Annotated in this window: 14 protein-coding genes; 4 read left to right on the top strand and 10 right to left on the bottom strand. The window is 70.6% G+C overall.

Features of this window, described 5'->3' with window-relative positions; translation table 11 throughout:
* Positions 1-224: 224 nt before the first annotated feature.
* Both KF708C_RS09240 and oxlT read right to left on the bottom strand, forming a co-directional pair.
* A complete protein-coding gene (locus KF708C_RS09240; protein ID WP_020201141.1) occupies positions 225-1,136 on the bottom strand; it encodes a LysR family transcriptional regulator in 912 nt (303 codons plus the stop codon).
* 79 nt (positions 1,137-1,215) lie between these two features.
* A complete protein-coding gene (gene oxlT, locus KF708C_RS09235; RefSeq protein ID WP_059411556.1) occupies positions 1,216-2,559 on the bottom strand; it encodes an oxalate/formate MFS antiporter in 1,344 nt (447 codons plus the stop codon).
* Between the two features lie 210 nt (positions 2,560-2,769).
* Between oxlT and KF708C_RS09230 the strand changes: the two genes are divergently transcribed.
* The 3 genes from KF708C_RS09230 to KF708C_RS09220 all read left to right on the top strand — a co-directional run bounded on the left by KF708C_RS09230 (position 2,770) and on the right by KF708C_RS09220 (position 4,832).
* Positions 2,770-3,729: a LysR family transcriptional regulator gene (locus KF708C_RS09230; protein ID WP_020201139.1), complete on the top strand. Its 960-nt coding sequence runs from the start codon at positions 2,770-2,772 to the stop codon at positions 3,727-3,729.
* Positions 3,730-3,835: 106 nt separating this feature from the next.
* A complete protein-coding gene (locus KF708C_RS09225) occupies positions 3,836-4,141 on the top strand; it encodes a hypothetical protein (protein WP_059411555.1) in 306 nt (101 codons plus the stop codon).
* A gap of 121 nt (positions 4,142-4,262) precedes the next feature.
* Complete coding sequence (locus KF708C_RS09220) at positions 4,263-4,832, top strand: cupin domain-containing protein (protein ID WP_231586414.1); 570 nt, start codon at positions 4,263-4,265, stop codon at positions 4,830-4,832.
* 75 nt (positions 4,833-4,907) lie between these two features.
* Here KF708C_RS09220 and KF708C_RS09215 read toward each other — a convergent pair whose 3' ends face one another.
* The 6 genes from KF708C_RS09215 to KF708C_RS09190 are packed head-to-tail and all read right to left on the bottom strand — an operon-like array spanning position 4,908 to position 11,907.
* Positions 4,908-6,119 (bottom strand): oxamate carbamoyltransferase subunit AllG family protein, encoded by a 1,212-nt coding sequence (locus KF708C_RS09215; protein ID WP_231586413.1) that lies wholly within the window; start codon positions 6,117-6,119, stop codon positions 4,908-4,910.
* A gap of 17 nt (positions 6,120-6,136) precedes the next feature.
* Positions 6,137-6,802: an SRPBCC family protein gene (locus KF708C_RS09210; protein ID WP_231586412.1), complete on the bottom strand. Its 666-nt coding sequence runs from the start codon at positions 6,800-6,802 to the stop codon at positions 6,137-6,139.
* Between the two features lie 21 nt (positions 6,803-6,823).
* Positions 6,824-7,408: a (2Fe-2S)-binding protein gene (locus KF708C_RS09205; protein WP_231586411.1), complete on the bottom strand. Its 585-nt coding sequence runs from the start codon at positions 7,406-7,408 to the stop codon at positions 6,824-6,826.
* Positions 7,405-8,238 carry an FAD binding domain-containing protein gene (locus KF708C_RS09200; RefSeq protein ID WP_059411552.1) on the bottom strand — a complete coding sequence of 278 codons (834 nt, stop codon included), beginning with the start codon at positions 8,236-8,238 and terminating at the stop codon, positions 7,405-7,407. Before KF708C_RS09200 ends, KF708C_RS09205 begins: the two co-directional genes overlap by 4 nt.
* A complete protein-coding gene (locus KF708C_RS09195; protein WP_059411551.1) occupies positions 8,235-10,625 on the bottom strand; it encodes a xanthine dehydrogenase family protein molybdopterin-binding subunit in 2,391 nt (796 codons plus the stop codon). The genes KF708C_RS09200 and KF708C_RS09195 overlap by 4 nt, the downstream gene beginning before the upstream one ends.
* 19 nt (positions 10,626-10,644) lie before the next feature.
* On the bottom strand, positions 10,645-11,907 hold the full coding sequence (locus KF708C_RS09190; RefSeq protein WP_020201131.1) for an amidohydrolase/deacetylase family metallohydrolase: 1,263 nt from the start codon (positions 11,905-11,907) through the stop codon (positions 10,645-10,647).
* A 359-nt stretch (positions 11,908-12,266) separates the two neighbouring features.
* On the opposite strand from KF708C_RS09190, the gene KF708C_RS09185 reads away from it, so the two are divergent.
* The gene (locus tag KF708C_RS09185) at positions 12,267-12,794 is read left to right on the top strand and encodes a MarR family winged helix-turn-helix transcriptional regulator (RefSeq protein ID WP_059411550.1); all 528 of its coding nucleotides are present in this window, start codon (positions 12,267-12,269) and stop codon (positions 12,792-12,794) included.
* Between the two features lie 34 nt (positions 12,795-12,828).
* Here KF708C_RS09185 and KF708C_RS09180 read toward each other — a convergent pair whose 3' ends face one another.
* Together KF708C_RS09180 and KF708C_RS09175 are read right to left on the bottom strand one after the other, a co-directional pair.
* Positions 12,829-13,371, bottom strand: coding sequence for a flavin reductase (locus tag KF708C_RS09180; RefSeq protein WP_020201129.1), 543 nt, complete (start codon positions 13,369-13,371; stop codon positions 12,829-12,831).
* Between the two features lie 98 nt (positions 13,372-13,469).
* Positions 13,470-14,801: an LLM class flavin-dependent oxidoreductase gene (locus KF708C_RS09175; RefSeq protein WP_231586410.1), complete on the bottom strand. Its 1,332-nt coding sequence runs from the start codon at positions 14,799-14,801 to the stop codon at positions 13,470-13,472.
* Positions 14,802-14,899 lie beyond the last annotated feature (98 nt).

The raw sequence follows: 14,899 nt of genomic DNA, 5'->3' as shown, positions 1-14,899 counted from the left end.
GCATCCCGCTCGCCCTCGCCCTCGCCCTCGCCCTCGCCCTCGCCCTCGCCCTCGCCCTCGCCCTCGCCCTCGCCCTCGCCCTCGCCCTCGCCCTCGCCCTCGCCCTCGCCCTCGCCCTCGCCCTCGCCCTCGCCCTCAGCGCCAGCCCGTCACAAGCACCAGCACGGCACAAGCCATCAAGCCACCAGCCCTGACAACCAACTCAGAGCCAGAGCCCCCAACCACTACCCCGCCCGGACCACCCGCGCCTGCTCATACTCCATGCCACGCAACGTATCCCAGATGGCGGCCGCATTCGGCTTGAGCGACCGGCTCTTGCGCCGCACCAGCATCACCGTCGACGTGACCTGCGGGCGCAGCGGCCGCATGACCGCCGCCGGGTTGAGGCCGGCCGCATGCGCGCGCGAGGGCACGATGCCGATGCCCAGCCCCAGCGCCACCATGCCGAAGATCGCGGCAAAGTGGCCCAGCACCTGGAGCGATCCCGCCCGCACGTGATACACGCCGAAGGCCTGTTCCACCGCCGGCTGGATGCCCGAGCTCTGGTCGAGCATCAGCACGTTCGCGTCGTTGAGGTCGCCCCACCCGATCGCCTCGCGCATGGCCAGCGGATGCTGCGACGGCAGCACCGCATGGAACGGGTCGGCGCACAGCGCCTCGCAATAGAGATCGTCGCCGGGCTCCGGGTTGGTGGCGATGCCGAAGTCCACCTCGCCGCTGCGCACGCACTGCAGCACGGCATCGTGCGTGCGGTCCTTGAGGCAGATGCCGATGCCGGGCCAGGCCGTGCGGCAGCCCGCCAGCCAGCCCGGCACCGACATCGAGGACAGCACCGGGTCGGAGGCGATCTGCACCGTGCCCTGGCAGGCCTTGCCAGTGCCCTGGCTTTCGCGCAGGGTCTGCTCGACTTCCTCGATCAGGTGGCAGATGCGCTGCGACAAATGCTCGCCCGCATCGGTGAGCTCGACCTGCCGCGTGGTGCGGTCGAACAGGCGCTGGTCGATCTCGTCCTCCAGTTCGCGCACGCTGCGGCTGATGGCCGACTGCGTGAGCCCGAGTTCGGCGGCGGCGCGGGTAAAGCTTTTCTGGCGCGCCACGGCGGCAAATGCCTTGAGCTGCGGAAGCGAGATATTCATGATGCCTCCTTCTGTATGCGCGATGCCCGGCCGCGAGGGCCGGGCTGCTGCTGGTGCGGTGGTGCCCCGGGTGGCTCGCCTATTCGCTCTTGCGTGGCGACAGCGCGGCGAGATAGGCGGTGCTGTCCGTGCCCACCGGCACGGCCTCGCCGGCGTGGCCGGTGATGAAGCGCCGGCGCATCGGCGCCAGCACCAGCTTGGCGGACAGGCCAGCGACGATAGTCACCACCGCCGCCACCGTGAACACCGCGTCCCAGCCGCCGCGCGCGGACAGCACGGACGCCAGCGGCACCAGCATCGCCGCCGTGCCCTTCGCGGTGTAGAGCGTGCCGGCGTTGGCCGCGGCGAACTTGCTGCCGAAGGTGTCGGCGCACAGCGCCGGGAAGATCGAGAAGATCTCGCCCCAGAACAGGAAAGTCAGCGCGGCGAACGTCATGAACCAGTACGGGTTGTGGCCGAACTCCATCAGCCCGAGCAGCGACAGCCCTTCGCCGATGAAGATGAAGAACATGGTGTTCTCGCGCCCGATGCGGTCGGAGATGAAGCCGCACAGCGGCCGCGTCAGCCCGTTGCAGAGGTTGTCGATCGACAGCGTCATGGTCAGCAGCGGCAGCGTGAAGCCCAGCATCGTCACCGGCATCGAGGCAAAGCCGAAATCGCGCGCGATCGGGCCGAGCTGCGCGGTGGCCATGATGCCGCCCGCGGCCACCGCCACGAACGAGGCGTAGATGACCCAGAACACCGGCGTCCTGACCATGCGCCCCGGCGTGAATTCGAGCGGGTTGGTCAGCACCGCCTTGCTCGCCGTGGCGCCCGCGGGCGGGCGCGGCTTGACCAGCAGCAGCGCCATCAGCAGGATGCAGACGCCCTGCAGGATGCCGAAGGTGATGAAGGCATGCTCGTAGCCCGAGCGCTGGATCATGTTGGCGATGGGAATCACGGTGAGCGCCGAGCCCGCGCCGAAGCCGGCCGCGGTCAGCCCGGCCGCGAGGCCGCGCCGGTCGGGGAACCACTTGAGCGCGTTGCCCACGCAGGTGCCGTACACCCCGCCCGCGCCGATGCCGGCGATCACCGCGGCCAAGTAGAGCTGCGGCAGGCTGGTGGCATAGGCATTGATGACCCAGGCGAGTCCCGCGCACAGCGCGCCGGCCGCCACCACCGGGCGCGGCCCGAGCTTGTCGACCAGCCAGCCTTCGAGCGGCACCAGCCAGGTCTCGGTCACGATGAAGATGGAAAAGGCGACCTGGATGGCCGATTCGCCCCAGTGATGCCTGGCGTTCATCGGTCCGACGAACAGCGTCCAGCCATATTGGAGATTGGCCACCAGCCCCATGCAGACCACGCCGATCGCGAGCTGGAACCAGCGATTGCGGAGCCAGCCGGAACGGCCGTGGGCGGAGGCCGCCGTGTTGTCGTGCGTCATGTCGTGTCTCCTGCATAGTGCTGTCGCGCTCTGCGGCGCGAGGGATGGGCGTCTCTGCTGGGGGAGCCCTTGGTCACTACTGATCGAGCGCGCCTGACATTGCGGCACGTTGCATCCGTGGACTGATGCTAGTTCAAACTAAGTACGGCACGACATAAAGTTTTTTATTATGATCATTGACGATCCCTTATATATCGGGCGGACCCGTGCATGAAGAACGCTACGCTGCGCCAGCTGAAGGTTTTCGAGACCGTCGCCCGCCACCTGAGCTTTTCGCGCGCGGCCGAAGAGCTGCACCTGACCCAGCCCGCGGTCTCCACGCAGGTGCGCCAGCTCGAGGGGCACGTCGGCCTGCCGCTGTTCGAGCAACTGGGCAAGAGGATCTACCTCACGCCGGCGGGCACCGAGATGCTGCACTACAGCCGCAGCATCATGCAGCAATTCCGCGAAGCGGAAGATGCCATGTCGCAGCTCAAGGGCATCTCCGGCGGACGCCTCAACGTGGCCGTGATCAGCGCCGGCGACTACTTCTTCCCGCGCCTGCTCGCACAGTTCATGCAGCGCCACGACGGCGTGACGCTCAACCTTGCGGTGCACAACCGCGAGGAATTGCTGCACCAGCTCGCCGGCAACCTCACCGACCTCGCCGTGATGGTGCGCCCGCCCGAGGGCATGGACACCATCAGCGAGCCGTTCGCGCCACACCCCTATGTCATCGTCGCCGCGCCCGGCCACCACCTCGTGGGCAAGCGCAACATCCCGCTGTCGGCGCTGACCGACGAAGCCTTCGTCGCGCGCGAGAAAGGCTCCGACACCTGGAACTCCATGCAGGAGGGTTTTGCCGGGCGGCTGTCGAACATGCGCATCGCGATGGAGATCAAGAGCACCGAGACCATCAAGCAGGCCGTGATCGCCAACATGGGCATCGCCTTCCTGTCGGCCCACACCGTGGGGCTCGAGCTGCAGACCGGCAACCTCGCCGTGCTCGACATCGCGGGCTTCCCGGTAATGCTCAACTGGTACGTGGTGCACCGCAAGAACAAGCGCCTGCCGCCGGTGGCGCTCGCCTTCAAGCATTTCCTGATGGAAGAAGGCGCCAGCCTGATCCAGCGCATCACCGGCGTGGACGGGCTGATCCGGCCGCGCCGGCGGCCGGCGCCCAAACCATAAACAATGACTTATGGTTACTCGATTTAACTTTAATTATCGTTAATTGATCGGCAACCCTATGCTTCGGTGCAGGCCCACCACTGCCAAGCGCCCGAGGAGTCCGATCATGAACCAGGTCCAGTCCGCAGTCCGCCCCGCCAGCCATGCCGCCACCAGCGCCGCCGCGGCGGCCGACGACGCCCAGCTTGCCGCCTACAACGCCGCCTTCACCGAACTCGGCCTGCGTTTCCGCTGGGACGGCGAGACCTTCGCCTGGCTGTGCGGCATCGAATGCGAGCAAAGCCGCATCGCGCGCTATCTCGAGCAATACCACGCGCACCTGCTCAAGGCCTACGACGCCGGTTTCCTCGGCAAGCTGATTCTCGACAAGAAGAACGAGTACCTGCGCGCGCTGGCCGGCCGGGCCAACTGAGCCGCGCCGCCGCGCCGAGCGTGTCCGCCGGGCGGGCTCGCCCGAAAGTGCGCTTGCGCACTTAACGCGCGCCCGCCGCCCGCTAAATTCGGCCTACCAGTCAAGACAACGGGAGGCTGACATGGGCTCGCAAACGATGTCCGGCACCGCTGCGCCGGAACGCACGCCCGCGCGGCGCCGCGCAGGCGCGTTCGCCAACACGCGCGACCTGCCGATGCAGAGCTGCCCCATCGACCCGGCCTGGATCCGCGCCGGCGAGCCGCAGTCGCGCGCGGCGCTGCACTCGCGCGCCGTCGACGGGCTGGCTTGCACCAATCTGTGGGAATGCACTTCCGGCACCTTCCAGTGGTACTACGGCTGGGAAGAAACCGTGGTGATCCTGGAAGGCAAGGTCCAGGTCACCAGTGCCGACGGGCGCACGCACGCGCTGCGCGCCGGCGACATCGCCTACTTCCCGGCCAACACCACGTGGCTGTGGGAAGTCGACGGCTACGTGCGCAAGGTCGCGTTCTGCCGCAGGCAGGTGCCCTTCATGCTGCGCTTCGCCACGCGCGTGCTGGCGCGGCTGAACCTCGCCAGCCGGCTTGGCGAGGCGGGCGGCGCGGCGCTGGCCGCCCTGCGCCGGCTGGCCACGCGGGCCGGCCTGCGCGACACCTCGGCGCTGACGCTGCTGATGACGCTGCCGCTCTGAGCGCGCAACCGCGCCATCGCGGCGCCGCGCAAGGCGCTCTTCGCCGTCACGCGGCCCGGCTGCCGCGCCGCCCCGCTACGCGCCGTGCTGCGCCGCCGCGCCCGGCAATGCCGACGCGAACAGCGCCGCCGGCGCCGTGAACAGTCCCCGCCCCAGCAGGCCCGTGCGGCCATCGGCACCGATCATCGCGATGGCGGCCAGCGGCGCGGCCTGCCCGGCCGCCACGCGCGCGGCATCCAGCCCGCAATGCAGGTCGGCGAAGGCCGGATGCCGGCCCGCGTACAGGCGCGCCTGACTCTCCTGCCAGCGCGGCGGCAGCCACGCCGAGAACGCCGCCGCCGGCTCGGGGGCCAGCGCCAGCGCCTGCGCGCCGAAACCGGCGGCATCGATGACGCCGCTGTCGCCGGTCATCGGCGCGGCGGCCACGGTGCAGGCCGCGTCGAGGCGCGGGCCGTCCGGCGCGTCCGCGCGCGCGGTGAACCAGCGCGACGCGCGGCCCGCCAGCCGCACGCCGACCTCGCTGCCGTTGCCGGCCAGCGCCACCACCAGCGTGGCCTCGGGCGCGGCGCCGTGCGCCGCCGCCGCCGTCATGGTGTGGCAGGCCGCCATCCACAACGTGAGGAAGAACAGCGGCGTGCGCGCCAGCACCGCCATGACCTCCTCGTCGTGCACGCGCGGCGCCAGGTGCCGGATCAGCGCGGCGGTGGCGCTCGCGGTGCGCGCGTGCAGGTCGTCGCCGCCGTCCACGCCGTGGCGGGCCAGCGGGATCAGGTCGACCGGGCAGCGCGCCAGCGTCGCCGCCAGCGCCGGCGCCAGCACGTCGTCGCGCCAGCCGAGGCGCGCCAGCACGGCCGGATCGCGGCTGCCGAAGCGGATCTGGGGCCCCGCGCCGCTGCCCAGCAGCGACCACGCGCGGTTGGCGGGGTTGCCGGCGTCGGCCACTTCCACCAGCGCGGTGCGCGGCGAGATGACCGCGGCCAGCGGCGTCACCACGTCGAACGACTGCGCGCTGGCCAGCGTCACCGCGCCGGATGCGATCAGCGCCTCGGCCTTGGCCTCGGTGTCCGCCCAGCCTTCGTACAGGCAGCACAGCACCGCCGACGACAGCACCGGCGCCGACGGCGCGCGCGGGTCGGCGAACGGCGGCCCGGCGTGCAGCAGCGTGCGGTCCGGCAGGCCGACGGCGTCGCGCGCGCTGCGCACGCCCTGCCACTGCGGCCGCACGGCGTAAAGCCGTTGCAGCGCGGCGTCGTTGGCGCGGCCGGCCGCGGCGGATGTGTCCGGCATCGATGTCGCGGGCATCATCAGCGGCTTCCCGCGCCGAACAGGCCGCGCAGCCGTGCCCACAGGATCTTCCAGAACAGGTTGCCGAGGTTGAGCGGCGCGTTGGCGGGCATCGGCTGGCGCGCGGCCGCGGCCGGCGCAGACATGGGCGCCGGCGCCGGCGCGCTGGCCGCGGCCGGCGATGCGTCGCCGGCGGGCACGGGCGCCGCCGGCGCGGGGGCCGCCGCCGGCGCGCTGGCGTCGAGCCTGGCCTTGAGGTTGGCGGCGAAGGCCTCGGTCATGCGCGTGGCGAGGTCCTTCACCAGGCCGCCGCGCGAGAACTGCGCGAGGCTGCCGGCGATCGTGTAGTCGACCTTCACGTCGACGCGCGTCTGTCCCGGCGCCGCCTCTTCCAGCGCGAAGGCCGCCACGCCCTTGACGCGCGAGGCGCTCTTGCGATCGACGCCGCCGCCGCTGACGCTGCCGCGGAAGGCGTCTTCGTCGAGCCGCATCTCGCCGTCGCCGCTGAACGAGGCGGCGATCGGGCCCAGCTTGACCGCCATCGCCAGCTTGAGCAGGCCGCCCTCGGGCGGCGCGAGCAGCGACGCGCCGGGCAGGCAGCCGACCACGCCCGGCGCGTCATGGAAGCAGGCCCACACGCTGGCGCGCGGGTATGGCACGGTGAAGCTTTGTTCGATTTCCATCATGGTTCCCTGTGAATTCCTGAATCAGGCGCCGGCGAGTTGCACAGCCGGCGCGGCGGCACGCGCGCGGCGCGCCTCCAGCACGCGCCGGATGGCCCGCACGATGCCGACGTAGCCGGTGCAGCGGCACAGGTTGCCGGACAGCTCCAGCCGCACGCGCGCGTCGTCGGCATCGGGCAGCCGGGTCACGATGTCGCGCGCGGTCATCAGCATGCCGGGCGTGCAGTAGCCGCATTGCAGCGCGTGCTCGGCGCGGAAGGCCTCGCGCAGCTCGCGCATGGCGGGGTCGTCGTCGAAGCCTTCGATGCTCTGCACGCTCGCGCCGGCGCAGGCCACCGCCGGCGTGATGCAGGAGCGCGCGGGCGCGCCGTCGACCAGCAGCGTGCAGGCGCCGCACACACCCTGCTCGCAGCCGATGTTGGTGCCGCACAGCATCTGCTGCTCGCGCAGGAAATCGGCCAGGCTGGTGCGCGGCTCCACCGTGGCCCGCACGCGGGCGCGGTTGACGGTCAGCTCGATGGCGTGCTCGATCACGGGCACGGTCACGGCGTCGTGGCCGCCAGAGGCAGCGGGGTCGGTGAGGTCGGAAAGATCGGTGAGGTCGTTCATAGCGGGTTCCTGCCGTGGCGCTGCACAATGGCGATGGCGCGCTCGAGCGCCACGCGGTGCACCTGGAATTCATAGCTGTCCGCGTCCAGCCCGGCGGCCTCGACGTGGCGCCCGGGCAAGCCGGCATCGGCGCCCGGCGCGAGCAGCGCGCGCGCGTCGTCGATCCGGTGCGGCGCGCCGTCGATGGCGCCGATCACCGCGCGGCACGTGCCGGCGGCCGGATCGTCGATCACGATGGCGATCGCCTCGGCGAATTCGCCGGGCTTGCGGTTGAACTTGTAGTAGGCCCAGCGCGCCGCCGGCGACAGCCGCCGGTAGCGCACGCCGGTCAGGATCTCGTCGCCTTCCAGCGCGGTGGTGAAGGCGCCGAGCATCCAGTCGGCGCTGGCCACCGTGCGCGCGCCGCGCGGGCCGCTGACCAGGAACTCGGCGTCGAGCGCGCACATGGTGTTGATCCAGTCGGCGGCGGGGTCGGCATGGGCCAGGCTGCCGCCCAGCGTGCCGCGGTTGCGCACCGCGCGGTAGGCGATGCCGCGCGCCACGTGGGGCATCAGCCCCTGCGTGCCGTCGTCGACCTTGCCGTCCTCGATCTCGGCATGGGTGATGCACGCGCCGAGCACGGCCGCGTCGCCCTGCGCGCCGCATTCGCGCAGCGCGGCAATGGCGCGCAGGTCCACCAGCATGCCGGGCTGGGCCAGGCGCAGGTTCATCATCGGCCCGAGCGACTGGCAGCCGGCCGCGAACTTGGCCATGCCGTCGGCCAGGTCGGGATGGGCGAACGCGTCCGCGCAGGTCAGCGGGCGGGCGTAGTCGAATACCGGCGGCTTCATGCTGCGACTCCCGCCGCGGCGCGGGCACGGCTGAGCGCCTCGACCACCACGCGCGGCGATACCGGCAGCTCCAGCACCTCGGCGCCAAGCGCGCGCAGCGCATCGTTGACGGCGTTGGCGATGGCCGCCGGCGAGCCGATGGCGCCGCTCTCGCCGATGCCCTTCTGGCCGAATTCGGTGTAAGGCGCGGGTGTCTCCATGTGTTCGATCCGGATGGCCGGCACCTCGGTGGCGCCCGGCAGCATGTAGTCGGCCAGCGTCGAAGCGAGCGGCTGGCCGTCCGCGCTGTACGGCATGGCTTCATACAGCGCCGTGCCGATGCCCTGCGCGGCGCCGCCGAACACCTGTCCGTCGACCACCATCGGGTTGATCAGCACGCCGCCGTCCTCGACGATCGCGTAGTCGAGGATCTCGGTGTGGCCCAGTTCGGTATCCACCGCCACCACCACCGCGTGGCAGGCGTAGCTGAAGGTGCCGGTGTCGCGCCGCGCCTGGTAGGAGGTGGACACTTCCAGGCCGCGCGGGTCCACGTCAGGCGGCAGCAACTGCGGCGCCAGATACCAGGTGCGCGCGATTTCCGCCAGCGTGCGCCGCCCGCCGGCGCCCACCACCGCGCCATCCTCCCAGCGCACGTCCTGCGGCACCGCGCCGAGCAGCCACGCGCCGATCTTGAGCAGGCGCTGCCTGAGTTCCTTGGCCGCCTGGCCCACCGCGCCGCCCGCCATGACGATCGAGCGCGAGCCCCAGGTGCCGGTGGAATACGGCGTGACGCCGGTGTCGCCCAGCACGATGCGCACGCGCCCGGTGTCGATGCCGAGCACCTCGTGGGCGATCTGCGCCAGCGTGGTCTCCATGCTCTGCCCGTGCGAGTGCACGCCGGCGCGCACTTCGAGCACGCCGTCCGGCGTCAGCCGGATCACGGCCGGCTCGTAGCCGGGCACCATCGGGATGCCCCAGCCGTGGTAGACCGAGGTGCCGTGCGCGCCCTGCTCGCAGAACACCGCCATGCCGAAGCCGATGCGCCTGCCGTCGGCCTCGCCGCGCTGCTGGCGCGCGCGCACCGCGGGCAGGTCGATGGCGCGCATGGCGCGCCGCACCGCCTCGGGATAGTCGCCGCTGTCGAAATGCTTGTTGGTGATGTTGTCGTAGGGCATCTCGTGCGGCTGCACCAGGTTGCGCAGCCGCACTTCGTAAGGCTCGATGCCGGCCTGCACGGCGATCGCGTCCATCATGGTCTCGATGGCGTAGCAGACCCCGGTGCGCGCCACCCCGCGGTACGGCAGGATGGGCGGCTTGTTGGTGGCCACCGACCACGTGCGGCAGCGGTAGCGCTCCATCTTGTACGGCCCCGGCAGGATGCTGCCGACCTGCGCGGCCTCCAGGCAGGCCGAGAACGGGTAGGACGAATAGGCGCCCGAGTCCACGTGCGCCTCGCACTCCACCGCCAGCAGGCGGCCGTCGCGGTCGGCGTAGGCGGCGATGTCGTAGGCGTGCTCGCGGCAATTGGCGTTGGCCGTCAGTTGCTCGCGGCGGTCCTCGATCCAGCGCACCGGCTTTTCCAGCCGCATGGCCAGCCAGCCGCAGCAGACTTCCTCCGGCAGCAGGATGCCCTTGTAGCCGAAGCCGCCGCCGACGTCCGGCGCGATCACGCGCACCTGCCCCTCGTCCAGGCCCAGGCAGTGGGCCAGGCCCGTGCGCGTGATGTGCGGCATCTGCGCCGAGGTGTGCACGATCAGTTGCGACAGGCGCTTGTCCCAGTGCACCACCACGCCGCGCCCTTCCATCGGCGCCATGCTCTGGCGCGCGGTGCGCAGCCGGCGGCGCACGCGGATCGGCGCGTCGCGGCGGATGGCCTCGAGATCCACCTCGGGATGCGCGTCGACGAAGGCCTCGAGGAACACGTTGTCGCCCCAGTGCTCGTGCACCAGCGCCGGAGGCGCGCTGCGCGCGGCCAGCATGTCGACCACCGCGGGCAGTTCCTCGAAATCCACGAAGACCTGCGCGGCGATGTCCTCGGCCGCCGCGCGCGTGGCCGCCACGCACATGGCGATGGTCTCGCCGACCTGGCGCACCTTGCCCTGCGCCAGCACCGGCTGCTCCGAGGGCTTGAAGCCGGGCAGCCCCGAATTGGCGACGATGGGCGCGACGCCGTCGAGATCCGCGATGGTGTACACCGCGTGCTCGAAGCCGGCCGGCTTCTCGATGCCGACGATGTGGCCGTGCGCGACCGGGCTGCGCACGAAGGCCACGTCGAGCATGCCCACCATGCGGATATTGCCCACGTACTCGCCGCGCCCGCGCATGAAGCGCTCGTCTTCCTTGCGCGGCAGCGACGCGCCGATGCCCTGCGGCCCGTCGTGGGCCTTCGCCTTGCCTTGCCGGTTCATCGGCTCTCTCCTTGCTCGGTCAGGCCGCGCGTGCCAGCGGCAGCGTCGGCGAAGTGGCGTCGTGGCGGATGCCGTCGCGCAGGCAGAACAGCGGCGACAGCATGCGGTCCGTCACCAGTTGCGTGCCTTCGTTGTCTTCCAGCACCCAGCGGCCGCGGCGGTCGTCGAGCACGCTGATGTCGGCGGCGCCGCCCACCTTGAGCGTGCCGATCTCGCCTTCCATGCCGGCCATGCGCGCCGCGTTGGCGGTCGCCATCGCCACCACGTGGTTCAGCGGCAGGCCGAGCGCGAGCATGCTGCTCATCGCGCTGACCAGGCTGAACTGGGTGCGGCCGAGGAAGGAATGCTCCTCGTCCGGGTGGCTGTCCGGCGTGCCGGCGGGAGCGGGAACGTGCGTGTTGTAGCCGTGCATGTCGGCGCCAAGCGTATCGGGAATGACACCGGCATCAAGCACGATGCGTGCCGTCTTGAAGCTGAAATGCGAGCCGTGGCCCACGTCGATCTTGAGCCCGCGCGCCACCGCCTCGTGCACCAGCGGGTGCAGGCGGCCGTTTTCCTCGACGAAGCCGCCCGGGTGGCGGCTGAACGGGTGCGCCAGGATGTCGCCCGGCTTGAGCATGTCCACCACCTGGTTGAAGATCGAGTCCGGGTTCACCTCGCGCCCGCCCTGCTCGGGCTTGGGCCACAGCTGGCCGAAGTGGATGTAGACCGGCAGCGCGGCGTCGCGCCCGATGCGCGAGGCGATGCGCATGACGTCCAGGCCCCAGCGCGCGAAACCGCCGATCTCGGCATGCGCCTTGACGCCCTTGACCAGGTCCGGGTTGGCCAGCGCGCTCTTGACGGTGGCCGCCGCGTCGAGGCAGGCGGGGTTGTAGAGGTCGGGATAGTAGTGTCCCTCCAGCCCGCCCACCAGGTAGGCGGAGATGTACGACAGCACGCGCGTGGCGGCCGGCTCGGCGACGAAGCGCCGGAAGCCCGGCAGCGTGATGCAGCTCGCGCCGCCCTGGTCGATGATGGTGGTCACGCCCGACTGCACGCCGCAATGGTCGGCGTTCAGGCCGAAGCGCCCGGTCACGTACTGGTACACGTGGCCGTGGGTGTCGATGAGCCCGGGCAGCACCAGTTGGCCAGCGCAGTCGATGACGTCGGCGAACGGCGCCTGCGCGGCGAGGTCCGGCCCGATGGCGGCGATGGTGTTGCCGTCGACGAGGATGTCGAGCGTGGCGTCGAGCGCCGCGGCCGGATCGATGACGCGGCCACCCTTGAGCAGAATTTGAGGCATGAGATGCGGTTCCGGTGACAAGATGTGTGGTGTACCGCAAATACCGTGCCGATAAACGCAGGGCCGGCATCCGCGGAGATTCTCGGGAAAAACGGTTTGATACGGGTTATACCCCGCATCTCTGGCGTGCGCGCTGCACCAAGTTGTGGGGCGCGCCGGCGCGGGCGCACCTTTTTGATGCCCGCGGCGGGGTTGCTGGCGAGCGCATGCAGTACCATGTACGGCACCAAGCGGCCCGGATTTTGCTTTTCGGCAGTGGCACGGCGCACCGGCGCGGACAGCGCGGCCTGCGCCATCCGATCCGACGAATCACGTCCCGGACAAGAACCCGGGCTCCCAATTTCGGCTTACAGCATTCCATGTCAACCACGACTATCGAGACATTCATCACCGATCTGGTCCGGGCCGAGCTCGACGTCCTGCAGGCGAGCACGCCCCTGTTCAAGCGCCCCGGCTTCCTGATCCGGCGCATGCACCAGATCCACGGCTTCCTGTTCGCCGAGGAGGCGGGGGAATTCAACATCACGCCGGTCCAGTACAGCCTGCTGAGCACGCTGGACGCGCTCGGCGAGATCGACCAGAACACGCTCGCGATCGAGATCGGGCTGGAACGCTCCAGCGTGGCCGAGGTCATCCCGCGCCTGCACGCGCGCGGCCTGGTCGACCGCGCGCAGGCCATCCACGACCGGCGCCAGCGGCTCGTCAAGCTGACCACGCAGGGCAAGCGCCTGCTGCGGAAGATGGCGCCCGCGGTGCAGCGCGCGCACGACCGCACCATCGACCACCTGTCGCCGGCCGAGCGCGACATCTTCATGCTGCTGATGATCCGCCTGGTCAAGGCCAACAACGCCGACAACGTGGTGCCGCTGCGCCTGCCGCAGGACTGAGGCCCCTGCCCCGCCGCGGCCCCGCGCGCGGCGCTCACTCGCGCGCGATGTCGTGGTAGCGGCGGTTGTAGTAGATCAGGATGCCGGCGTGCGCGTTGCTCTCGATGCGGTCGACCTCGCACAGCAGGATGTCGTGCGTGCCGACCTGCACCGCGCTGTCGATGCGGCAATGGATCGACATGATGGCGCCGCGCAGCGCCGGGGCGCTGCCGGGCGCGCCGGACCACTCGCCGCTGGCGAAGCGCTCGTCCATCGACGCCTTGGCCGAGAACGCCGCCGACAGCGGCTTCTGGTCCGCGCTCAGCGTGTTGATGCACACGGCGCCGTTGGCGATGGTCGCGGCGTAGGCCGAGGACGTGCGGTTGATGCAGACCAGCACGCTCGGCGGCGAATCGGTGACGCTGCAGACCGCCGAGGCGGTGAAGCCCGCGCGCCCGGCGCGGCCATCCGTGGTGACGATGTGCACGGCCGCCCCGAGGTCGGCCATCGCGTCGCGGAACGCCGCGACGGTGACGGCCCTGGCGGCGGCCTGTGTCCCCGCCTGCGCGGCCGGGGTGAGTACGGTATCGGTGGACATGACATTTTCCCTTCGATCGAATCTGACTGCGGACATCATGGCGGGCGCCGGCACGCGCCGGCGCCCCGCGCGGGGACGGCCGCCCGCGCAGCGCATGCCTAGCGCGCGTAGCGGTTCGCGGGCCGCTCCAGGCCGAGGTGCTCGCGCAGCGTGGTGCCCGTGTACTGCTTGCGGAAGCGCCCGCGCCGCTGCAGCTCGGGCACGACCTTGCGCACGAAGTCGGTGGTGTCGTTCGGGATCACGTGGAAGGCCAGCATGAAGCCGTCGGCCGCGCCGCCGTCCACCCATTCCTCCATGTGGTCGACGATCTGCTCCGGCGTGCCGCACAGCGTCACCTTGCCGCGGTCGTAGCTGGAGTAGATCTGGCGCAGCGTGAGCTTCTGCTCGCGGATCATGGCGGTGATCTGGCGGAAATAGGCCTGGTGCAGGTTGGCCTTCTGCGGGATCACGTGCTCGGGGATCGGCTCGTCCACCGGCAGGCCGGTCAGGTCCGCCTCCAGGTCCATGCCCAGCCGCATGCGGCCCACGTCCGGATGGATCAGGCTCTGCAGCTCGCGGTACTTGTCCTCGGCCTCGGCCTTGCTGCTGCCGACCATCACCGACAGCCCCGGCAGTACCTTGAGCTGGCTGGTGTCGCGGTTGAAGCGCGCCATGCGGCCCTTGACGTCGGCGTAGAACTGCCTGGCCTCCTCGAAGGTCGGGTCCGACGAGAACACCACTTCGGCGGCTTCCGCGGCGAAGGACTTGCCTTCCTCGGACGAGCCCGCCTGGATGATGACCGGGCGGCCCTGCGGCGTGCGCCGGATGTTGAGGCCGCCGTACAGCTTGAAGTGCTCGCCGTGGTAGTCGGTGATGTGGAACTTCGCCGGGTCGAACATGCGGCAGTTGGCCTTGTCGGCGAGGAAGGCGTCGTCCTCCCAGGTATCCCACAGGCGCATCACCACGTCGAAGAACTCGCGCGCGCGGGCATAGCGCTGGCCGTGCGGCGGCAGCTTGTCGAGGCCGAAGTTGCGCGCGGCGTAGTCGCTCGCGGTCGTCACCACGTTCCAGCCGGCGCGGCCGTGCGAGAGGTGGTCGAGCGAGGCGAACAGGCGCGCCAGGTTGTACGGCTCGTAGAAGCTGGTCGAGCCGGTGGCGCCGAGGCCGATGTGCTTGGTCGTGCCGGCCAGCGCCGACAGCAGCGAGATCGGCTCGAACATGTTCATCATGTACGGGAAGCGCGAGAAGTCGTTGAGCTTCTCCGTGCGCGCGCCGGGGCTGTCGGCCAGGAAGAACAGGTCGAGCATGCCCTCCTCGGCCAGCGCGGCCACGCTGCGCCAGTACTCGATGTTGGTGGTGGCGTCGGCCGGCGCGGTGGATTGCAGCCACGACGCCGCGTGCTGGCCGGTGGCGTAGGCGAGCATCCCGAGAACCATGTGTCGATCATTCATAACGGTAGGTGTCCTTCAAGAATTGGAGCGTCGTGCCGGCGCTCCGGTGGCAATGAAAACGGTTGGCCCGCGGCGCCCGGCGCTGCGCCGGGCCGGCA

The organism is Cupriavidus basilensis (genome assembly GCF_000876015.1).
Classification (GTDB): Bacteria; Pseudomonadota; Gammaproteobacteria; order Burkholderiales; family Burkholderiaceae; genus Cupriavidus; species Cupriavidus basilensis_B.
The sequence above is the reverse complement of the archived record's forward strand: the minus strand, read 5'-3'. Positions and strand labels throughout refer to the sequence as shown.